The sequence below is a fragment of the Microbacterium sp. Marseille-Q6648 genome, assembly GCF_943181415.1.
In the GTDB taxonomy this organism is placed as follows: domain Bacteria; phylum Actinomycetota; class Actinomycetes; order Actinomycetales; family Microbacteriaceae; genus Microbacterium.
The window spans coordinates 1,210,659-1,230,305 of sequence record NZ_CALPBZ010000001.1 but is presented as its reverse complement, the minus strand read 5'-3'; the positions used below and the strand labels follow the sequence as shown (position 1 = coordinate 1,230,305).

The 19,647-nt window shown below is 70.2% G+C and carries 20 protein-coding genes and 2 tRNA genes; 16 read left to right on the top strand and 6 right to left on the bottom strand.

All coding sequences use genetic code 11. The features are described 5' to 3' along the window. Positions 1 to 61: 61 nt before the first annotated feature. From NFR93_RS05880 to NFR93_RS05840, 9 genes are all read left to right on the top strand, one after another. Positions 62 to 268, top strand: a complete 207-nt coding sequence (locus NFR93_RS05880) for a DUF4244 domain-containing protein (protein ID WP_251450794.1) — start codon at positions 62 to 64, stop codon at positions 266 to 268. Positions 269 to 308: 40 nt separating this feature from the next. Further along, positions 309 to 614 carry a TadE family type IV pilus minor pilin gene (locus NFR93_RS05875; RefSeq protein WP_251450792.1) on the top strand — a complete coding sequence of 102 codons (306 nt, stop codon included), beginning with the start codon at positions 309 to 311 and terminating at the stop codon, positions 612 to 614. Then, a complete protein-coding gene (locus tag NFR93_RS05870; RefSeq protein WP_251450790.1) occupies positions 614 to 931 on the top strand; it encodes an Rv3654c family TadE-like protein in 318 nt (105 codons plus the stop codon). Before NFR93_RS05875 ends, NFR93_RS05870 begins: the two co-directional genes overlap by 1 nt. 85 nt (positions 932 to 1,016) lie before the next feature. Then, positions 1,017 to 3,716 carry a type I DNA topoisomerase gene (topA, locus tag NFR93_RS05865; RefSeq protein ID WP_251450788.1) on the top strand — a complete coding sequence of 900 codons (2,700 nt, stop codon included), beginning with the start codon at positions 1,017 to 1,019 and terminating at the stop codon, positions 3,714 to 3,716. Continuing rightward, complete coding sequence (tmk, locus tag NFR93_RS05860) at positions 3,713 to 4,384, top strand: dTMP kinase (RefSeq protein WP_251450786.1); 672 nt, start codon at positions 3,713 to 3,715, stop codon at positions 4,382 to 4,384. Before topA ends, tmk begins: the two co-directional genes overlap by 4 nt. A 10-nt stretch (positions 4,385 to 4,394) precedes the next feature. Beyond that, on the top strand, positions 4,395 to 5,573 hold the full coding sequence (locus tag NFR93_RS05855; protein WP_251450784.1) for a DNA polymerase III subunit delta': 1,179 nt from the start codon (positions 4,395 to 4,397) through the stop codon (positions 5,571 to 5,573). Next, a complete protein-coding gene (locus NFR93_RS05850; protein ID WP_251450782.1) occupies positions 5,570 to 7,126 on the top strand; it encodes an alpha/beta hydrolase in 1,557 nt (518 codons plus the stop codon). The genes NFR93_RS05855 and NFR93_RS05850 overlap by 4 nt, the downstream gene beginning before the upstream one ends. Positions 7,127 to 7,206: 80 nt before the next feature. Further along, a tRNA-Thr gene (locus tag NFR93_RS05845) sits at positions 7,207 to 7,282 on the top strand. A gap of 35 nt (positions 7,283 to 7,317) precedes the next feature. Then, positions 7,318 to 7,713 (top strand): hypothetical protein, encoded by a 396-nt coding sequence (locus NFR93_RS05840; RefSeq protein WP_251450780.1) that lies wholly within the window; start codon positions 7,318 to 7,320, stop codon positions 7,711 to 7,713. Between the two features lie 51 nt (positions 7,714 to 7,764). Here NFR93_RS05840 and NFR93_RS05835 read toward each other — a convergent pair whose 3' ends face one another. After that, entirely contained in the window at positions 7,765 to 8,658 is an 894-nt protein-coding gene (locus NFR93_RS05835; RefSeq protein WP_251450778.1) for an EamA family transporter, read from the bottom strand. Positions 8,659 to 8,744: 86 nt separating this feature from the next. On the opposite strand from NFR93_RS05835, the gene NFR93_RS05830 reads away from it, so the two are divergent. The 3 genes from NFR93_RS05830 to NFR93_RS05820 are packed head-to-tail and all read left to right on the top strand — an operon-like array spanning position 8,745 to position 11,982. Further along, entirely contained in the window at positions 8,745 to 10,964 is a 2,220-nt protein-coding gene (locus NFR93_RS05830) for an MMPL family transporter (RefSeq protein ID WP_251450776.1), read from the top strand. After that, on the top strand, positions 10,961 to 11,542 hold the full coding sequence (locus tag NFR93_RS05825) for an isochorismatase family protein (RefSeq protein WP_251450774.1): 582 nt from the start codon (positions 10,961 to 10,963) through the stop codon (positions 11,540 to 11,542). Before NFR93_RS05830 ends, NFR93_RS05825 begins: the two co-directional genes overlap by 4 nt. Next, on the top strand, positions 11,539 to 11,982 hold the full coding sequence (locus NFR93_RS05820; RefSeq protein WP_251450772.1) for a nitroreductase family deazaflavin-dependent oxidoreductase: 444 nt from the start codon (positions 11,539 to 11,541) through the stop codon (positions 11,980 to 11,982). The genes NFR93_RS05825 and NFR93_RS05820 overlap by 4 nt, the downstream gene beginning before the upstream one ends. A gap of 7 nt (positions 11,983 to 11,989) precedes the next feature. Here NFR93_RS05820 and NFR93_RS05815 read toward each other — a convergent pair. From NFR93_RS05815 to NFR93_RS05805, 3 genes are all read right to left on the bottom strand, one after another. Then, a tRNA-Lys gene (locus NFR93_RS05815) sits at positions 11,990 to 12,062 on the bottom strand. A 23-nt stretch (positions 12,063 to 12,085) separates the two neighbouring features. After that, positions 12,086 to 13,498 carry a serine/threonine-protein kinase gene (locus tag NFR93_RS05810; protein WP_251450771.1) on the bottom strand — a complete coding sequence of 471 codons (1,413 nt, stop codon included), beginning with the start codon at positions 13,496 to 13,498 and terminating at the stop codon, positions 12,086 to 12,088. A gap of 199 nt (positions 13,499 to 13,697) precedes the next feature. Continuing rightward, positions 13,698 to 14,372 (bottom strand): fasciclin domain-containing protein, encoded by a 675-nt coding sequence (locus tag NFR93_RS05805; protein ID WP_251450769.1) that lies wholly within the window; start codon positions 14,370 to 14,372, stop codon positions 13,698 to 13,700. Positions 14,373 to 14,580: 208 nt separating this feature from the next. On the opposite strand from NFR93_RS05805, the gene sigK reads away from it, so the two are divergent. The 4 genes from sigK (at position 14,581) to NFR93_RS05785 (ending at position 17,706) form a co-directional block, all read left to right on the top strand. Next, entirely contained in the window at positions 14,581 to 15,171 is a 591-nt protein-coding gene (gene sigK / locus NFR93_RS05800) for an ECF RNA polymerase sigma factor SigK (protein WP_251450767.1), read from the top strand. Continuing rightward, positions 15,168 to 15,986 carry an anti-sigma factor gene (locus NFR93_RS05795; protein WP_251450765.1) on the top strand — a complete coding sequence of 273 codons (819 nt, stop codon included), beginning with the start codon at positions 15,168 to 15,170 and terminating at the stop codon, positions 15,984 to 15,986. The genes sigK and NFR93_RS05795 overlap by 4 nt, the downstream gene beginning before the upstream one ends. Before the next feature lie 42 nt (positions 15,987 to 16,028). Further along, the gene (locus tag NFR93_RS05790) at positions 16,029 to 16,667 is read left to right on the top strand and encodes a DNA-directed RNA polymerase subunit beta (protein WP_251450763.1); all 639 of its coding nucleotides are present in this window, start codon (positions 16,029 to 16,031) and stop codon (positions 16,665 to 16,667) included. Positions 16,668 to 16,806: 139 nt separating this feature from the next. Continuing rightward, the gene (locus tag NFR93_RS05785; protein ID WP_251450761.1) at positions 16,807 to 17,706 is read left to right on the top strand and encodes an aminodeoxychorismate lyase; all 900 of its coding nucleotides are present in this window, start codon (positions 16,807 to 16,809) and stop codon (positions 17,704 to 17,706) included. A gap of 25 nt (positions 17,707 to 17,731) precedes the next feature. Here NFR93_RS05785 and pstB read toward each other — a convergent pair whose 3' ends face one another. Together pstB and pstA are read right to left on the bottom strand one after the other, a co-directional pair. After that, positions 17,732 to 18,511 carry a phosphate ABC transporter ATP-binding protein PstB gene (pstB, locus tag NFR93_RS05780; RefSeq protein ID WP_251450759.1) on the bottom strand — a complete coding sequence of 260 codons (780 nt, stop codon included), beginning with the start codon at positions 18,509 to 18,511 and terminating at the stop codon, positions 17,732 to 17,734. 31 nt (positions 18,512 to 18,542) lie between these two features. After that, complete coding sequence (pstA, locus tag NFR93_RS05775) at positions 18,543 to 19,646, bottom strand: phosphate ABC transporter permease PstA (protein ID WP_251450758.1); 1,104 nt, start codon at positions 19,644 to 19,646, stop codon at positions 18,543 to 18,545. Position 19,647: the final 1 nt, after the last annotated feature.

The window sequence follows — 19,647 nt, the reverse complement described above, 5'->3', positions numbered from 1 at the left end:
GCACCGTGCCTGCCCAGACCGTGCCCGCCCACCGCCGAAGCAGATCCGAACGGATCGAGAAATGGAGCCACCCCATGTCCCTTCCCGCCTCTCCCGCCGCCGCGCCGCCCGCCTGTTCGGCGACGAGACCGGTGCAGCCACCGCCGAGTACGCCATCGCCACGATGGCTGCCGTGGCGTTCGCGGGCCTTCTGGTCGTCATCATGCGCTCCGACGAAGTCCGTGGCATCCTCACCGACCTCATCCGCCGTGCCCTCACGGTCGCCTGACACCCGTCGCCCGCCCCGCCGCCTCGGCGAGGCGGGCGCCGTGGTGGCGGAGTTCGCCGTCGCCCTTCCCGCCGTGATGCTGGTGCTCATCCTGGGGGTGGGCGCGCTCGGTGCGGGGGCACGCCACGTCCGGCTGCAGGACGCCGCCGCCGATGCCGCGCGCCTGGCCTCGCGGGGTGAGAGCGCCGGCCGCGTCGAGAGCGCGGTGACGGGTGCGGTCCCCGGGGCGACGATCGACGTCTCGACACGGGGCGATGTCGTGTGCGTCACCGCCACCGCCTCGGCAGGGCTCGCCCTCCTGGGCGACGTGGCCGCCACCGGCTGCGCCCTGGCGGGTGGTGGCTGATGCCCGGGAGCGCGCTGGCCGTCGGGATCGTCTCGGCAACGGCAGTCGGTCTGCTCGCGCTCGCGGCGGTCGCGGCGGCGGGCGTGCACGCCCAGCGTGCCGCCGCGGCCGCCGACGGTGCGGCATTGGCTGCGGCAGATGCGGCATCGGGCGCCATCACCGGGTTCCCGTGCGAACGCGCCCGCGAGGTGGCCGAGGCCATGCAGGTGTCACTCCATGACTGCGAGGTGACGGGGCTCATCGCAACCGTCACCATCGGGGCGACGTTCGGGCACCTGCCCGTCGAGGCGCGCGCACGCGCCGGCCCGCCACCGTGACCTTCCAGGCCTTTCGCCTCGGCATCCTCACAGCACCGCCCTGTCGCGCGGTGTGTATGGTGTGCAACGAAGAAAGGACGCCACGTTGGCATCAGGCAAGAAGCTCGTCATCGTCGAGTCCCCGACGAAGATGAAGTCGATCCAGGGTTACCTCGGCGACGACTACGAGGTGCTCAGCTCGGTCGGGCACATCCGCGATCTCGCGGACAAGAAGGACATCCCCGCCGACAAGAAGCAGGCTTACGGCAAGTACTCGATCGACATCGACAACGGGTTCGACCCCTACTACGTGCCCAGCGAACGCGGCAAGAAGACCGTCGCCGAGCTGAAGCGGGCGCTCAAGAACGCCGACGAGCTCCTCCTCGCCACAGATGAAGACCGCGAAGGCGAAGCCATCGCGTGGCACCTGCTCGAGGCGCTCAAGCCGAAGGTGCCCGTCAAGCGCATGGTCTTCCACGAGATCACCAAAGACGCCATCCGCGCCGCCGTCGACAACACCCGCGAGCTCGACCTCGCCCTGGTCGACGCGCAGGAGACCCGACGCATCCTCGACCGCCTCTACGGCTGGGACGTCAGCCCCGTCCTGTGGTTCAAGGTCCAGCAGGGCACGTCGGCCGGTCGGGTGCAGTCCGCCGCGACGCGACTCGTGGTCGACCGCGAGCGGGAGCGCATGGCGTTCGTCTCCGCCTCGTACTGGGACATCGAGACGACCGCGAAGAAGGATGCCGCTTCTTTCGCCGCTCGCCTGGCACGCGTCGACGGGGCGTCACTGGCCCGCGGCACCGATTTCGACGACCGTGGCGAACTGAAGAAAGCCGTCGTCGTCCTGGACGAGTCAGCCGCCCGCGAGCTCGCCACCGCCATCGACGCGGCCGGGGAAGCCACCGTGGCTGCCGTGGAGGCCAAGCCCGGCACCCGCAGCCCGAAGCCGCCCTTCACCACCTCGACGATGCAGCAGGAGGCCGGCCGCAAGCTCTCGATGAGCGCCAAGCACGCCATGAGCGTCGCCCAGCGTCTCTACGAGAAGGGCTTCATCACCTATATGCGCACCGACTCGACCGCGCTGAGCACCCAGGCCGTCCAGGCGGCGCGGGCGCAGGCGGTCGAGATGTACGGCGACAAGGCCGTGCCGCCGAACCCCCGCACGTACCGCAGCAAGTCCAAGAACGCGCAAGAGGCCCACGAGGCGATCCGTCCCTCCGGCGACGTGTTCCGCACGCCCTCGAAGGTCTCGGGCGAACTCGACCGCGACGAGCAGCGCCTGTACGACCTCATCTGGAAGCGCACGATGGCCAGCCAGATGTCCGACGCGAAGTACGAGACCACGACGGTCACGCTCGCCGTCGACGCCGCCGGCCGACGCGCCGAATTCACGGCATCCGGCACCGTCTACACCTTCAAGGGGTTCCTCGAGGCCTACGAAGAGGGTCGCGACGAGAAGCGCGCCGACGCCGACCGCACGGACGACCAGTCTCTGCCCGCACTCGCGGTGGGCGACTCCCTGCGCCTGACCGACGTGGAGCCCAAGGGCCACGCGACGTCGCCGAAGCCCCGCTACACCGAGGCGTCGCTGGTGAAGGCGCTCGAGGAGAAGGGCATCGGCCGCCCGTCGACCTTCGCGAGCATCATCGACGTCATCCTCAACCGCGGCTACGTCACCAAGCGCGGCCAGGCGCTCATCCCCAGCTGGCTCGCCTTCAGCGTCGTCCGGCTCCTCGAGGAGCACTTCTCCGACCTCGTGGACTACGACTTCACGGCCGCGCTCGAGGACGACCTCGACGCGATCGCCCGCGGTGAGCAGAAGCGCGTGGACTGGCTCAAGGAGTTCTACTTCGGTTCCGAGCAGCACGTCGGACTGCGTCACATCGTCGACAACCTCGGCGAAATCGACGCGCGCGCCCTCAACTCGACGCCGATCGGCGACGTCGCGACGCTCCGCTTCGGCAAGTACGGACCGTACCTCGAGGTCGCCGACAAGGACGACCCTGCCGCCGAGCCGCGCCGGGTGAACATCCCCGAGGACCTCGCGCCCGACGAGCTCACCCCCGCCCGGGCGCAGGAGCTCATCGATGCCCCGGTCGCCGGGGATCGCGTTCTCGGCGAGAACCCCGCGAACGGCAAGATCGTCGTCGTCAAGGACGGCCGCTACGGGCCGTACGTCCAGGAGACCGATCCCGTCGACCCCGACGCCGCCGACGCGGCGACCGGGGAGGTGCCCGCCGAGACGCCCGCGCCGAAGAAGCGCGGCGCGAAGAAAGAGGTGGCACCCAAGCCCCGCACCGCGTCGCTGTTCAAGAGCATGTCGGTCGACACGATCGACCTCGACACGGCGCTGCGTCTGCTCGACCTGCCGCGCGTGGTCGGCGCCGATCCCGAGACGGGCGCCGAGATCACGGCGCAGAACGGCCGCTATGGGCCCTACTTGAAGAAGGGCACGGAGTCGCGCTCGCTCGACACCGAGCAGCAGATCTTCGACATCTCGCTCGAGCAGGCCCTCGCCATCTACGCGCAGCCGAAGTACGGCGCGCGCAAGGCCTCGAGCGCGCTCAAGGAATACGACAACGACCCGGTGAGCGGCAAGCCGATCAAGCTGAAGGACGGCCGCTTCGGCCCCTACATCACCGACGGCGAAACCAACGCCACCGTCCCGCGAGGCGAGGACGCGATGGAGGTCACCTTCGAGCGGGCGGTGCAGCTGCTCGCCGACAAGCGGGCGAAGGGTCCCGCGCCCAAGCGCACGGCCAAGCGCACGACGACCACCCGCAAGACCGCGGCGAAGAAGTGACGGCGGACCCCCGGCATCCTCACGCGGGTCTGTTCGTCACATTCGAAGGCGGCGACGGAGCCGGGAAGACGACGCAGGCCGGTCTTCTCGAAGCCTGGCTGCGTGCGGCGGGGCGCGCTGTCGTGCGCACGCGCGAGCCCGGCGGCACCGAGGTGGGTGTTCTCATCCGCGACATCGTCCTGCACCACCGAGGCGACGTCGCGCCCCGCGCCGAAGCGCTCCTGTACGCCGCGGACCGCGCACACCACGTCGAGACGGTCGTGCGCCCCGCGCTCGCGCGCGGCGACATCGTCATCCAGGACCGCTACCTCGATTCGTCCGTCGCCTACCAGGGCGCCGGACGGGTGCTCGGGCGCGACGAGGTGCGAGACCTTTCGCTGTGGGCCACCCAGGGACTGCTTCCCGATCTCACGGTGCTGCTGGACCTCGACCCGTCCGCTGCGCGCGAGCGCCGGGACGCCGACGACAAGCCGTTCGACCGACTCGAATCCGAGCAGGACGAATTCCACGCCAAGGTCCGCGCCGAGTTCCTCACGCTCGCCGACGCCGAGCCCGACCGCTTCCTCGTGCTGGATGCCCGGCGGCCCGCGGAAGAGCTTTCCCGCGACGTCCAGGCGCGCATCGCCACCCTCCTGACGCCCGCGGGCGACGTCGGCGCCGCCGGTTAGGCTTGGGCCCATGGGTACGACGGTCGATGCGCCTGCGCCCCCGCCGGTCCTCGCCGCGGAGCCGTGGGACGCGGTGTGGGGGCAGGACGACGCCGTCCGCGCGCTGCAGGCCGCGGCATCCGACCCCGAGAGCATGACGCACGCCTGGCTCATCACGGGCCCCCCGGGATCCGGGCGCTCGACGCTGGCGTACGCCTTCGCCGCGGCACTGATCGCCGAGCCCGGTGACACCGTCGCCATGCGACAGGTGCTCGCCCGCACACATCCCGACCTCACGTCGCTGCGCACCGAGCAGGTCATCATCCGCATCGACGAAGCGCGTCGCCTGGTCGAGCGCGCCTACTTCGCCCCGTCACTCGGCCGGCACCGGGTGATCGTCGTCGAGGATGCCGATCGCATGGCCGAGCGCACGTCCAATGTCCTGCTGAAGGCGCTCGAGGAGCCGCCCGAGCACACGGTCTGGGTGCTCTGCGCGCCGAGCGACGCCGACCTCCTGCCCACGATCCGCTCCCGGGTGCGGACGCTGCGCCTGCGCGAGCCCGACGTCGCCGACGTGGCACGGCTCATCTCCGAACGCACCGGAGCGGACCCGGCCGTGGCCGAGCAGTCGGCGCGGCACGCGCAGCGACACATCGGGATGGCCCAGCGGCTGGCGACGGATGCCGCGGCGCGCAGCCGCCGGGACGATACCCTGCGGTCCGCGCTGCGGGTGCGCGGGGTGGGCGATGCGGTCGACAGCGCAGGCCGCATCGTTCAGGCCGCGACCGAGGACGCCAAAGCCCTCACCGCGGAGCGGGATGACGCCGAACGCGCGCAGCTTCGCCGCACACTCGGCATCCCCGAGGGTGCGGCGGTGCCGCCTGCGGTCCGCGCACAGCTCTCGGCGCTCGAGGACGACCAGAAGCGGCGCGCCACTCGCAGCCTCCGCGACGGCATCGATCGTGTGCTCACCGATCTGCAGTCGATGTACCGCGACGTCCTCATGCTTGGCTTCGGGCGCGATGTCGAGCTGATCAATCGCGAGCTCGAGCCCGAGCTGCGAGCCCTGGCCGCGGACTGGTCGACCGAGCGGACTCTGCTGGTGCTCGACCGCATCGCCGAGACGCGCCGCAACCTCGAGCAGAACGTCGCCCCCACCCTCGCCCTCGAGAGCATGCTCGTGACCGTCGCGAGCGGAAGGACCCCGTGAACGTCGCCCCCACCCGCCGTGCGCGTCGCACGCTCGCCGTCATCGCAGGTCTCGCTGTCTCGGCGCTCGCTCTGAGCGGATGCCTCTACGCGCTGATCCCCGAGGAGCGGCCCGTCTCGACCTCGAGCCCCGCTCCCGACACCGAAGGCGTGGACGAGGACCTGCTGCCGTTCTACGAGCAGACCGTGGAGTGGGAGGACTGCGGCGCCGGCTTCCAGTGCTCGACCATCACGGCGCCGCTGGACTGGGCCGACCCGGCGGCGGGCGAGATCGACCTGGCGCTCGTGCGCAACCGCGCCACGGGCGGCGAACCCATCGGGTCGCTGCTGACGAACCCCGGCGGCCCCGGCTCCAGCGGTGTGGACCTCGTCCGCGAGTCCCTGACCTACGCCGTCGGCGAGGCGCTCATCGAGGAGTACGACGTCATCGGCTTCGACCCGCGAGGCGTGGGTCAGTCCACCGCCGTGCGCTGCTTCGACGCGGCCGAGATGGACGCGTACCTGTTCGACATCCCCGAGGATCCGCGTGGTTCCGAGGGGTGGGAGGCGGAGCTCCAGGAACGCAACGCCGCGTTCGGCGAGGCGTGCGAAGACGCCAGTGAGGGCATCCTGCCGTTCATCACCACCGAGCAGTCGGCGCGCGACATGGATCTCATCCGCGGCGTGCTCGGGGATCGCGCCCTCAACTTCCTCGGCTACTCGTACGGCACGTTCCTCGGCGCAACGTACGCCAAGCTGTTCCCCGAAAGGGTGGGCCGGCTCGTGCTTGACGGCGCGATCGACCCGTCCATCCCCGGCCTGGATGTCGGCACGACGCAGGCGGTGGGCTTCGAATCGGCGCTGCGGGCGTACATGGCCGACTGCCTCGGCGACGAGGAGTGCCCCTTCCGCGGATCGGTCGACGACGGGATGCAGGATCTCGGCGCGCTGCTGGCGAGCGTCGACCGCGACCCGCTGCCCGCCGCCGACGGACGGCTGCTCGGCGCGGACGCGCTGACGACCGCCATCGTCGCCGCGCTCTACTCGCAGGACAGCTGGCCCTTCCTCTCGCAGGCGCTCACGGGTGTGCTCGAGGGCGACCCGGAGTTCGCGTTCTTCCTCGCGGACTTCTACTACAACCGCGAAGAAGGGGAGTACCTCGACAACTCGACCGAGGCGTTCCGTGCCTACAACTGCATGGACTACCCCGTCGACGCGACCGAAGAGGAAGAGGCGGCCGCCGAGGCCCTCATCGCCGAGCAGGCGCCGACGATCGCGCCCTACTGGTCCGGTCCCGACCCGTGCGAGGGGTGGCCGTATCCGGCGACCGGTGTGCGCGAGCCCATCGCCGCCGAGGGGGCCGACCCCATCGTGGTGATCGGCACGACCAACGACCCGGCGACACCGTACGAGTGGTCGGTGTCGCTGGCCGAGCAGCTCTCGTCGGGTGTTCTGATCACCCGCGAGGGCGAGGGCCACACCGGCTACAACAAGGGAAACGACTGCGTGGACCGCGCCGTCGAGGCCTACCTCCTGGACGGCACCGTTCCCGAGGACGGCCTCGTCTGCAGCTGATGCGCACCCGGCCGCCGTGGTTCGCGACGGGTCCGGCGACAGGGTAAGATCGTTGATCGTGCATCGCGCAAGCGAAGCGCGCCACCTTAGCTCAGTCGGCAGAGCGATTCACTCGTAATGAATAGGTCAAGGGTTCGATTCCCTTAGGTGGCTCCAGACAACAGGCTGGCTTCAGGCAGCGAAGAGGGCCGATGGACGCACGCGTCGACGGGATCGTCGAGATCTTCACGTGGGTGGGGTTCGGCTCGGGTGCGCTCCTGGCCGGTGCGGCGCTCGTGCTGTACCTCTTCGACGGCACGTGGATGCCGGCGCGCGCCGTCCTCGAGGACGGTCCCCATGGCAGGCTCGCCCGATGGTTCGACCATGACGGCGGGGTGAATGAGGCGCACCTGACCCACGAGCAGGCGCACACCCTGGCCGGCAAGGACATGGCCGACATCTTCTACCGTCGCGGCTCGCGCAACCGCCTGCGGCTGACGCAGCGGAGCCCGGTCGTCCGGGGCGTCGCACTCCTGGCCATCGGCCTTCTCGGGCTCGGCGTGGCTGCCCTCGTCACCTCGACGATCCTGCTCTTCGCCGGCGGCTGAGTCCCGCCGACCGGCGGTCGGCGTTTCCACGGCGCCTTCACGGCGGCCGCGTCACGCCAACGCGAGCATGCCCCCCGCGGCGACGGCGAGCGCGAGACCCACCCACTGCACGGCGGCGACCCGTTCTCGCAGCAGGAAGGCCGCCAGCAGGATCGTGCCCGCGGGATAGAGCGCGGTGAGTGCCGAGACCACCGAGAGCTGTCCCTCCCGCAGGGCGAACAGCAGGAGGGCGTTGGCTGCGGCATCCAGCAACCCGCACCCGAGCGCCAGCATCCACACGCGCCGCGAGGCGCCGCCGGGTCCCGGCGGCGAGACGAGGGCGGATGCCGCGGTCCGGCCGCGCCGCATCGCCGAGACGACGAGACCGGCGACGATCGCCCCGGTGACGACGACACTGGTCGCCCGGTTGGCCACGAGGGGGACGAGTCCGCTCTCGGGGCCGGTCTGATCTATGACGATGAGGAAGCCGCCGATCGCGAGACCCGCTCCCACCGCCATCGCGAGCCCGCGCGCGCTCGGACGCACGACCCGCTCACCGGGCACGAAGCCCACGAGGACGACGGCGACCAGGGCCAGGCCGAGTCCGACGAACGCGATCGGCGAGAGCTGGTCTCCGTCGACCAGCAGTCCCCAGAGCATGGGGGCGATCGCCGAGACCACCGCCGTGAGCGGCGAGAGGATGCTCATCGGTCCGATCGCCAGGCATCCGTACAGCAGCATGAGGGCGATGAATCCGACGACGCCCGACGTCGCACCCCACGCGATATCGGATGCCGACACGGACACGACGGTGAACGGGGCGGCCGCCGCGAGGATCACCAATCCCGCGCCGGCGGCCACTGCGGTGACCACGATGGCGCGCAGTCGTTTCGCCGCGAGCCCGCCGAGGAAGTCGGCGGCCCCGTAGACGAGAGCGCCGATCAGGGCGAGGGCGGCGGCGAGCATCCGCACCAGCATAGGGAGCGGCGGGCGAAGATGAGAAAATCCGGATCCGCGACGCCGGGAGTGGTTTCGCTAGATAAGCTAGCGACATGTCCTCGCCTCGCACCGACCGCCGCACCACCCGCTGGCTGCGCATCGGCATCCCGGTCTTCCTGGTCCTCATCTGGCTCGTCGGAGGGTCTGTCGGCGGCCCGTACTTCGGGAAGGTCGAGGAGGTCTCGACGAACGATCGATCGAGCTTCCTTCCCGAGAGCGCCGATGCGACGCAGGTGAACGAGCGGCTCACCGACTTCCTCGGCGACGACAGCGTTCCCGCCGTGGTGGTCATCGCGGGAGAGGCTGAACTCACCGCGGACGACCTCGCGGACGTGCAGGCCACGGTCGATGAGATCGCCGCGCTCGAGGGCGTCCTGGAGGAGGTGTCGCCGCCTATCCCATCGGAGGACGGACTGGCCGTCCAGGTGTTCGTGCCTCTGGCCTCGGATGCGGAGATCGGCGACCTCGTCGCCGAGATGCGGGCGCTGCTGAGTGAGGAGCTGCCCGACGGCCTCGAGGGGTGGGTGACGGGGCCGGCGGGCTTCACCGCGGACCTCGCCGAGGGATTCCTCGGCATCGACGGGCTGCTCCTCGCGGTGGCGCTGATCGCGGTGTTCGTGATCCTGGTCGTGGTCTACCGCTCACCGCTCCTGCCGATCCTGGTGCTGCTGACGAGCGTGTTCGCACTGTGCGTGGCGCTGCTCACCGTCTGGTGGCTCGCGTTCGCAGGCATCGTCGTGCTCAACGGTCAGGTCCAGGGGATCCTCTTCATCCTCGTGATCGGCGCGGCCACGGACTACGCGCTGCTGTACGTGGCGCGTTTCCGCGAGGCGATCGCCGAGGGGCGTCCGCGGTGGCCCGCCGCGCTGGTGGCGTGGCGCGGTTCCTTCGAGCCGATCCTCGCCTCGGGCGGGACGGTGATCGCCGGCCTGCTGTGCCTGCTGCTGTCCGATCTCGCGACGAACCGCGCGCTCGGGCCTATCGCCTCGATCGGCATCGCGTTCTCGATGCTTTCCGCGCTGACGTTCCTGCCGGCGCTCCTGGCGCTCTTCGGTCGCGCGGCGTTCTGGCCGTTCGTGCCGCGCGAGCCCCTGGCGAACGTGCCCGACGACCTGACGCAGCCCGTCAAGGGCATCTGGCCGCGCCAGGCGCGTTTCGTGGCGCGCCACGCGCGTGTGGTGTGGATCGTGTGCACCGTCGTCCTCCTCGCGGGCGCGGCCGGCGTGGTGCAGCTGAAGGCGGACGGCGTGCCCGCGAGCGAGCTCGTCCTGGGGGAGTCCCAGGCGCGCGACGGACAGGTCGCTCTCGCCGAGCACTTCCCGGCCGGCTCGGGCAGCCCCGTCTACGTCGTCGTGCCCGAGTCGGACCTGACGGGCGCCGTCGAGGTGCTCGAGGCCAGCGCCGGAGTCGACTCGGTCGCGATCGCCGCCGAAGACGCCCCCGGCGGTCAGGCGGGGGTGGCACTGGAGGACGGCGAGGTCGTCGTGAGCGCCGCGGGGCCACCGGGCACACCTGCACCCGAGCCGACGGTCGCCGCGGGAGACGTGCTGATCATCGGCACGCTGACCGACGCGGCGGATTCCCTCGATGCCGAAGAGACCGTGCGTGACCTGCGCGTGGCGTTCGACGACGCTCTCGGATCGGGCGCAGCGCTGGTCGGCGGCGAGACCGCTACCGACATCGATTCCAACGACACGTCGATCCGTGATCGAACGGTCATCATCCCGGTCATCCTCGTGGTGATCCTCGCCATCCTGATGCTGCTGCTGCGCTCGATCCTCGCTCCTGTGCTGCTGATCCTGACGGTCATCCTGTCGTTCGGCACCGCGCTCGGCGTGAGCGCACTCGTCTTCGACGGCATCTTCGGGTTCCCCGGCGCCGACCCCTCGGTTCCCCTGTACGGGTTCGTGTTCCTCGTGGCGCTGGGGGTCGACTACAACATCTTCTTGATGTCGCGCGTGCGGGAGGAGTCGCTCGTGCACGGCACGAGGCCGGGCATCCTCCGCGGGCTGGTCGCCACCGGAGGGGTGATCACATCGGCGGGGCTGGTTCTGGCTGCGACCTTCGCCGCGCTCGGCGTCATCCCGATCCTGTTCCTTGCCCAGATCGCGTTCATCGTCGCGTTCGGCGTGCTTCTGGACACGTTCGTGGTGCGCTCGCTTCTGGTTCCGGCGCTGTCGTACGACATCGGCCGCGCCATCTGGTGGCCGTCGAAGCTGTGGCGGCGAGGACCCGAGACAGCGACCGAGCGCGAGCGTAGTCTCGAAGAATGAGCAAGGCGCTGTTCATCGTCGACGTCCAGAACGATTTCACCGAAGGCGGGGCCCTCGGCGTGGATGGCGGTGACGCCGTCGCCGCGGCGATCACGCGACATCTGGCCGAGCACGCGGCGGACTACGCGCTCATCATCGCGTCACGGGATTGGCATGACGGCGACTCGGACAACGGCGGCCACTTCGCCGCGGGGGAGCCGGACTACGTCGAGACGTGGCCGGTGCACTGCGTGGCGGGAACCGAGGGTGCGGACTACGATCCCGGGCTCGACACCGCGTCGGTGACCCACCATGTGAAGAAGGGGCAGGGACGACCGGCCTACTCCCTGTTCGAGGGCACGACGGAAGAGGGGCGGACGGTCGGGGAGCTCCTGGACGAGCGCGGCGTCGTCGACGTCGACGTCACCGGGATCGCGACGGACTACTGCGTGCGCGCCTCCGCCCTCGACGCGATCGGCCACGGCCGGCACGTGCGCATCTTCACCGACCTGATCGCGGGCGTCGCACCGGATTCCAGCGAGCGGGCACTGGCCGAACTCGGTCACGCGGGTGCCGAGATCGTGACGTCGGCGCCGTGACGCCGCGGTCCGCACCTCCCGACCGGGTCATCCGCTGGATGGAGTCGCTGCACCGTGCGGTGCTGCGGCTCACGGGTGGCCGCGTCGGCCGCCGGTTGCTGGGGATGGAGACCGTCGAGCTGCACACGGTGGGCCGCCGCTCGGGCGCTCGGCGCTCCACACTGCTGACGGCGCCCGTCGAGGAGGAGGGACGGATCGTGCTGGTCGCCTCGAAGGGCGGCGCCGACGATCACCCGGCGTGGTACCTCAATCTCGTCGCGACGCCGGAGGTCGAGATCACCCGCCGCGGGGTGACGGGTCGCTATCTCGCCCGGACGACGACGGGCGACGAGCGTGAAGCCCTCTGGCCGCGCATCACCCGGGTCAATCCCGGCTACGCGGGCTATCAGCAGCGGACGTCGCGCCAGATCCCCGTCGTGGTCTGCGAACCGCGCGGGTGAGAAAGAGTGGGCCCCGTGGGGCTCGAACCCACGACCCGCGGATTAAAAGTCCGATGCTCTACCGACTGAGCTAGAGGCCCTCGCCCACCAGCCTACCGGGGCGTCAGCCGTTGCCGTTCCCCTTGCCACCGGCGCCGTTGTTGTTGCCCGGTCCGCTGTTGGCGTTGCCGCCGCCGGCGCTGCCGTTGTTGTTGCCGGGTCCGCTGTTGGCGCTACCGTTTCCGCTACCGCTGTTGCCGGCGGTCTCGACGCTCGGGGCGGCGGGTTCGGGCGCAGGCGCGGGCGCCTGAGCCGGAGCGGGCTCTGCCTCTTGCGGGGCCACGTCCGCGACGGTCGGCTCGGGAGTCGGTTCGACCTCCTGCACGAGGGGAGTGGACGACGGTGCGGGTTCCGGTGACGCCGAGTATCCCGATGCCCAGACGCCGAAGAAGACGACGAGTGCCGCGGCGAGCACCGCGGCGGCGATGACGACGGCGACGAGTGCTCGGCGACGCCGGGGCTGCTGGCGGCGCTCCTCGTTCGCGCGTCGTCGGGATGCCGGGGCTGAGGTGGCCGGCATGAGCGCGGTCGCGTCGTCGGGCGCTTCCGTGCCCGCCTGCGGCGCCGGCGGGGCCACCGCGGCGACAGCCACGGGGGCGGTATCGGCGTCGACGGCGCCGCCGGTCGCCGTGGTGCCCGCCAGTCGGGCGGCGGTCATGGCGACCTCGAGGGCCGTGGGTCGATCGTCGGGCCGGGTCGCAGTCATTCCCCGAAGCAGCTGCTGCCATTCCTCCGGCAACGACCGCGGGATCGACGGCGGCGAGGTCATGCGAGCCACGAGCGCACCGATGCCCTCGGCATCCGCCCACGGTCGCGCGCCGGTGATCGCCTCGATCATCATGATGCCGAGGGAGTAGATGTCGGCGGGCGGTGCCGGCGGTGCGCCGTTGGCCTGCTCGGGAGCGAGGTACGCGATGGTGCCGACCATCAGACCGGGGGTGGTGACGCGGGTGGAATCGACCAGGTACGCGATGCCGAAGTCGGCAAGCTTGGGCCGCCATGCGCCCCCCGGAACCGGAGAGCGACCGAGCAGGACGTTGGAAGGCTTGATGTCGCGGTGGACGACGCCTGCGGTGTGCGCGACGTGAAGTGCTTCGGCGATCTCGGCGGTGAGTGCCGCCGCGGTCTGCGGCGACAGCGGTCCCTGTGCGATGAGGTCGCGGAGCGTGATGCCGTCGACGAACTCCATGACCAGGTAGCTGCCGTCGTCGGCCGAGATCTGCGCGTCGAACAGGGTGACCAGCGCGTGGTGATTGAGGCCGGCCAGGAGAGTCGTCTCGGAACGGGCGCGCTCCAGCGAGCCGAGCCCGTCGACATGACCGCGCATGACCTTCACGGCGGTGGTGCGCTGCAGGAAGGTGTCTTCGGCGCGGTAGACGCGCGCCATTCCGCCCTCGCCGATCCGCTCCAGAAGACGGTAGCGCCCGTCGAGCAGCTCCCCGGTGAGGGGGTCGCCGACCTCACGCAGATCGGTCATCGGACCGACTTCGGCGTGCGCTCGGGAAACGCGGGGCTGGGGGACATGTGGCGAGATTACTCGGGCGATTCTCCCGTGCGCGGGGGTTGACGAAGTAGGAGAAAAGTGCATAGAGAAGGGCCGCCGGTGCAACCTCGCGCGCACCGGCGGCCCCGCCACCCCCGTGTCCGGCGGCACCCCCGCCTCCGGACACGTCAGGTCACTGTGCCGGGGGCATCAGCACAGCGTCGATGAGGTACACCGTGGCGTTCGCGGTGACCACGCCACCGCAGATGACGTTGGCGTCGTTGACCATGAGCGAGTCGCCCTCGCCCGAGACCTCGAGCGTGCCGCCCTGGACGGTGGCCTGCTCGCCGACGACCTCGTCCGGGCTCAGCTGGCCGGGCACGACGTGGTACGTGAGGATCGACGTGAGCGTCTCGCTGTCGGTCTGGAGCGCCTCGATGGTGGCCGGGTCGATCGCCGCGAAGGCGTCGTCGACCGGGGCGAAGACGGTGAACTCGTCACCGTTCAGCGTGTCGACCAGGTCGACATCGGGGTTGAGCTGGCCGCTCACGGCCGAGACCAGCGTGGTGAGCAGCGGGTTGTTCGAGGCGGCGGTCGCCACCGGGTCCTGGGACATGCCCTCGACCGATCCCGCGCCGTCCGGCACAGCCTCGGCGTAGTCGGCGCAGCCGGGCCCGACGAGGTTGGCGGCCGGGTCCATGGTGTCCATGTCTTCGTCCATGGGCGCTTCGGTCTCTTCCGACATCTCGGGCGCGGTCGTCTCTTCCGACTCCGTGGCCGTGGTGCCGCCCGTGCAGGCCGACAGGGCGAATGCGCCTGCGATGGCGAGCGAGAGACCTGCTGTGATCTTCTTGTTCGTGCTGAGCATGACTTCCTCCGGTGGTAGGGGCCGTTATCCGACCTGTGATCGTTCCGGTGCCGCTTCCTGCGGCGTTCACAGGCTGTTCGGCCAGCCCCCGGGATCGGATTGGAAGATTTTTCCGACCGGTCTGCCCGGACCCCTTCGCCGGCACGGATCAGGTCGTCGCCCGGCGCGGAATTCCGGTTCCCCACGAGGGATGCGGCATGCTTGAGGAATGGTGATCGACGGTGTGGACGTACCCGAGGACGGTGCGGACCCGGTCGACCACGTCGGAGAGCTTCTGACGCGCGTGGCCGCCGGCGACCAGCGGGCCTTCGCCCGGCTGTTCGACATGATCTCGCCGCGCGTGTTCGGTCTCATCCTGCGGGTGCTGGTCGACCGCGCCCAGAGTGAGGAAGTGCTGCAGGAGGTGTTCCTGGAAGTGTGGCAATCCGCATCCCGGTTCACTCCGAACAGAGGGCAGGGAAGATCGTGGATCCTCACGATCGCGCATCGCCGAGCGGTGGACCGCGTGCGGTCATCGCAGGCGAGCACGGATCGCGACGTTCGCGTGGGCTTCCGGGATCTCGACGTCGCCCATGACGGCGTCGCCGAACATGTCGAGCTGCGGATGGAAGGGGAACGCGTGACGGCTGCACTGTCCTCGCTCCCCGATGCGCAGCGAGAGGCGCTCACACTGGCCTACTACGGCGGGTATTCGCAGAGCGAGATCGCCGCCATGGTCGGGGCCCCGCTGGGGACGATCAAGACCAGGATGCGGGATGGATTGACCCGCTTGCGAGCAGAGATGGGGGTGACGGTATGAACGAGGAGGAGTTCGCAGCGCTGGCGGCGGGCAATGCCCTGCACGCGCTCTCATCCGAAGACCGCGCCCGCTTCGAGGACGCTCTCGCGCAGCATCCGGAATGGCAGTCGTGGGTCGATGCCGACGAGGCGACGGCTGCTGCGCTCGCCGAGGGTGTGCGCGAGGTCGTTCCCCCCGCCGCGCTTCGGAACGAGCTGCTGGCGCGGATCGCGGTCGCGCCGCAACGATCGACGGATGCCGGGGCGGGCGGTGAGGCGGACGACGTCGTCGTTCCGCCGCGGCCGCCGGCACCCGCGCCCGTCGCGCCGGTCGAGCCCGCTCCCGACACCGCGCTGATCCAGGCCGTCTCGCGGCGCAACTGGACCCGGGGGATCTTCGCGCTCGCCGCGTGCCTGGTGCTGCTGGTGGCCTTGGGCTTCGCCTCGGTCACCATCAACGAGTACCTCACCCGCACGCCGGCAGCCATTGCGCTCGCCGACATCGAGAGTGCCCCCGACGCGCAGGCTGCGTCGGTGGACGTGCCCGACGGCGGGACGGCGACGGCGCACTGGTCCGAGGAGCTCGGCAAGGCCGTGCTCGTCTCGGACGGCCTCCCGGTGATCTCGGACGACCAGAGCTTCGAACTCTGGTTCGTGCGCGACGACGGCGCGGTCTCGGCGGGTGTCTTCGAGACGGTCGCCGGTGCCGATGCCACCGTGCTGCTGGACGGGGCACTCGAGGCGGGCGATGTCATCGCGGTCACGGTCGAGCCCGAGGGCGGTGCCCCGGACGGTCAGCCCACGAGCGACCCCATCATCGCCATCCCCACCGCCTGATCGTCAGCGCTCGGACCGCGAGGTCGGGGTAGCCTCGATGGGGTGAGCGACCCGTCCCGCGACTTCCACAAGCCCGTGCGCCGTCCGGCCGAGCTCTTCGACCGCCGGTTCGCATCGGCGGATCCCGCAGAGGTGTCGCGCGTGGCGCACTCGACGGCCCACGCCCTGCTGGCCCGCGTACGCGCCGAGCCCGAAGGGGCCGTCGTCGACCGTCTGGTGTCGTTCACCGACGAGTACGGCATCGACGACATCGCCGAGCTGTGGTCGCGATCGCCGGCGCGCTCCCTGCCGGGTGCGCTGTGGCGGCTCTACCTGTTGCAGCTGATGATCCACGACGATCCCCGCACAGCTGCGCTGCTCTACGAGCGGGGACGCGCCGAGCTGGCCGGGGCTGACGATCTCGTCGCGGGCGCGCCGTCGCCGGCCGGACCCGACGAACTGGTGACGCTTGTCGACGCCATCCTCCGCGGCGTCTTCGACGGCGATTTCGCCGTGGCGCTCGACAGGGCGGCGGCCTTCTGCCGCGTCCAGGCCTCGGGCGCGACACATCTCGCCGACGACTACGAGGGAACCGAGCCGGAGCGGGCCACGACGCTCACCACGCGCGCGCTGCGGCTCTCGGACTATGCCGGCGACCTCGCCGTCAGTGCGTCGCTGTGGCGGCGCGACGCTCTGGCCTGAGGGCAGAGAAGTGCCGGGCCGCAGAACGCCTCTCGGCGCGAGGCCGCTCGCGGCGGCAGAAGATGGAGCCCGGGGTTACTGCGGCCCGGCTGAACAAGTCTAACCGAGACCGGCGCGGGCATTCCCCTAGGCTCTCAGCATGACCTGGCGCCACGCCCTCGTGATCGATCCCGTCGCCGCGGACGACCGGCCCGCCGACGGACCCGGGGCCGACTTCACCGACACCTTCACCCCCATCGACCCGCAGGCTCCCGCCCTGAGCGTCGGCGAACTGAGTACACAGCGCGGCGACGGCATCTTCGAGTCGATCGGCGTGGTCGACGGGCACCCGCAAGAGGTCGGTGCGCACCTGGACCGTCTGATCCATTCGGCGAGACTGTGCGACCTGCCCGTCCCGCACCGCGAGCAGTGGCGGCAGGCCGTCGTCGCCGCCGCCACCGAGGCGCCGGAGGGCGAGTCGGTCATGAAGCTGATCCTGAGCCGCGGCGTCGAGCACGGTCCCGCGCCGACCGCGTGGATCACCGTCGCGTCGGCTCCGGATTTCCGCACGGTACGACGCGACGGCGTCCGCGTGGCCACCCTCGACCGGGGGCTGGACAGCGGAGCACCGGAACGCGCGCCGTGGCTGCTGCTGGGTGCCAAGACGCTGTCGTACGCGGTGAACATGGCGGCGATCCGCGAGGCGAAGCGTCGGGGTGCGGACGACGCGCTCTTCGTCTCGTCCGACGGTGTGCTGCTCGAGGGGCCGACCTCGTCGCTCATCCTGCGCATCGACGGCCGCTACGTCACCCCTGCGCCGGGCGCCGGCATCCTCCACGGCACGACGCAGATGAGCGTGTTCGAAGAGCTCGCGCGCCGCGGCTTCGAGACCGCCTACGCGACGCTGCCGGCATCCGCGCTGTCGCAGGCGGATGCCGCCTGGCTCGTGTCGAGCGTGCGCCTGGCGGTGCCGGTGACGGCGATCGACGGCTCTCCGATGCCTGTCGACGGCGAGCTCACCCGATCGATCAACGAGTACCTGCTGAGCCCACGGGACTGAGCCCCGCCGCTGACCGCCGCGTGGACTACCCGAAGCGACCGGAGACGTAGTCCTCGGTGGCCTGCACCGACGGCGTCGTGAAGATCGTCTTGGTGTCGTCGTACTCGATGAGCTTGCCGGGCTTGCCGGTGCCGGCGATGTTGAAGAACGCCGTCCTGTCGGACACGCGCGAGGCCTGCTGCATGTTGTGCGTGACGATGACGACGGTGTAGTCCTTCTTCAGCTCGCCGATCAGCTCTTCGATCGCGTAGGTCGAGATGGGGTCGAGCGCCGAGCAGGGCTCGTCCATCAGGATCACCTCGGGCGAGACGGCGATCGCCCGCGCGATGCACAGACGCTGCTGCTGGCCGCCCGAGAGCCCGGAACCGGGCTTGTCGAGACGGTCCTTGACCTCGTTCCAGAGGTTGGCGCCCTTGAGCGACGTCTCGACGAGGTCGTCGGCGTCGGACTTGGAGATCTTCTTGTTGTTGAGCTTCACGCCCGCCAGCACGTTCTCCTTGATCGACATGGTGGGGAACGGGTTCGGGCGCTGGAAGACCATGCCGATCTGGCGACGCACCAGGACGGGGTCGACGTTGCTGGCGTAGAGGTTGTCTCCGTCCAGGAGCACCTCGCCCTCGACACGTGCGCCCGGGATGACCTCGTGCATGCGGTTGAGGGTGCGCAGGAAGGTGGACTTGCCGCAGCCGGACGGGCCGATGAAGGCCGTCACGCTGCGCGGCTCGATGTCGAGCGAGACGCCCTCCACGGCCAGGAAATCGCCGTAGTAGACGTTCAGGTCGTTGACTTCGATGCTTTTGGACACGTCGTTCCTCTGGGATTTCGGGTGGGACCGCTCAGCGGCCGAGCTTGGGGGAGAAGATCTTGGCCACGAGGCGGGCGACCAGGTTGAGGGTCATGACGATCACGATCAGCGTGAGAGCAGCCGCCCACGCCCGGTCGATGAACGCCTGGGCGGGGATGCCCTGGTTCATGAACTGGGTGTACGCGAACACCGGCAGGGTCATCATGCGGCCCTCGAACAGGTTGTAGTTCATGCTCGTGGTGAAGCCGGCCGTGATGAGCAGCGGTGCCGTCTCGCCGATGACGCGGGCGATCGAGAGCATGACGCCGGTGGTGATGCCCGCGATGGCCGTCGGCAGCACGACCTTCACGATCGTGAGCCACTTCGGAACGCCCAGCGCGTACGAGGCCTCGCGCAGCTCGTTGGGCACGAGGCGCAGCATCTCCTCGGTGGAGCGCACCACGACCGGGATCATCAGGACGGCGAGCGCCACCGATCCCATGATGCCGATGCGGATGCCGGGGCCGAAGAACAGCACGAAGAGGGCATAGGCGAACAGACCGGCGACGATCGAGGGGATGCCGGTCATGACGTCCACGAGGAACGTGATGCCGCGTGCCAGACGCTTGCCCTCGCCGTACTCGATGAGGTAGATCGCGGTGAAGATGCCGATCGGGATCGAGATGACAGCGGCGGCGAGCGTGATGAGCAGGGTGCCGATGATGGCGTGCAATGCGCCGCCGCCCTCGCCGACGACGTTGCGCATCGACATCGAGAAGAAGTCCGCGGAGATCCCGGCCACGCCGTTGACGATCACGGTCCAGCCGACCGATACGAGCGGCACCATGGCGATGAGGAAGGCGGTCGTGACCACACCGGTCACCAGGCGGTCGACGGCTTTGCGGCGGCCCTCGACCAGCGTCGAGACGAGCGTGACGAGAGCGAGATAGAGCAGGGCCGTGACGACGGCAAATCCGGCGACGTTGAAGTCGGCGGCACCCGCGATGGCGGGAACGGCGAAGATGATCGCGCTGATGCCGGCGGCGGCGGCGAGGATGGCCCACGGGACCCAGGCCGCGAGGCGGCCGTTGGTGAGGCTGGTGGCTTCGCGCTCGATCGTGCGGGGCGTCTGAGGGGGAGCGATGGTGGCGGTCATG

Coding starts and splice junctions, on each gene's coding strand:
- NFR93_RS05880 (WP_251450794.1), top strand. CDS start 62: ATGGAGCCACCCCATGTCCCTTCCCGCCTCTCCCGCCGCCGCGCCGCC.
- NFR93_RS05870 (WP_251450790.1), top strand. CDS start 614: ATGCCCGGGAGCGCGCTGGCCGTCGGGATCGTCTCGGCAACGGCAGTC.
- NFR93_RS05855 (WP_251450784.1), top strand. CDS start 4,395: ATGGGTACGACGGTCGATGCGCCTGCGCCCCCGCCGGTCCTCGCCGCG.
- NFR93_RS05840 (WP_251450780.1), top strand. CDS start 7,318: ATGGACGCACGCGTCGACGGGATCGTCGAGATCTTCACGTGGGTGGGG.
- NFR93_RS05835 (WP_251450778.1), bottom strand. CDS start 8,658: ATGCTCGCCGCCGCCCTCGCCCTGATCGGCGCTCTCGTCTACGGGGCC.
- NFR93_RS05830 (WP_251450776.1), top strand. CDS start 8,745: ATGTCCTCGCCTCGCACCGACCGCCGCACCACCCGCTGGCTGCGCATC.
- NFR93_RS05825 (WP_251450774.1), top strand. CDS start 10,961: ATGAGCAAGGCGCTGTTCATCGTCGACGTCCAGAACGATTTCACCGAA.
- NFR93_RS05810 (WP_251450771.1), bottom strand. CDS start 13,498: ATGACCGATCTGCGTGAGGTCGGCGACCCCCTCACCGGGGAGCTGCTC.
- NFR93_RS05805 (WP_251450769.1), bottom strand. CDS start 14,372: ATGCTCAGCACGAACAAGAAGATCACAGCAGGTCTCTCGCTCGCCATC.
- sigK (WP_251450767.1), top strand. CDS start 14,581: ATGGTGATCGACGGTGTGGACGTACCCGAGGACGGTGCGGACCCGGTC.
- NFR93_RS05795 (WP_251450765.1), top strand. CDS start 15,168: ATGAACGAGGAGGAGTTCGCAGCGCTGGCGGCGGGCAATGCCCTGCAC.
- NFR93_RS05785 (WP_251450761.1), top strand. CDS start 16,807: ATGACCTGGCGCCACGCCCTCGTGATCGATCCCGTCGCCGCGGACGAC.
- pstA (WP_251450758.1), bottom strand. CDS start 19,646: ATGACCGCCACCATCGCTCCCCCTCAGACGCCCCGCACGATCGAGCGC.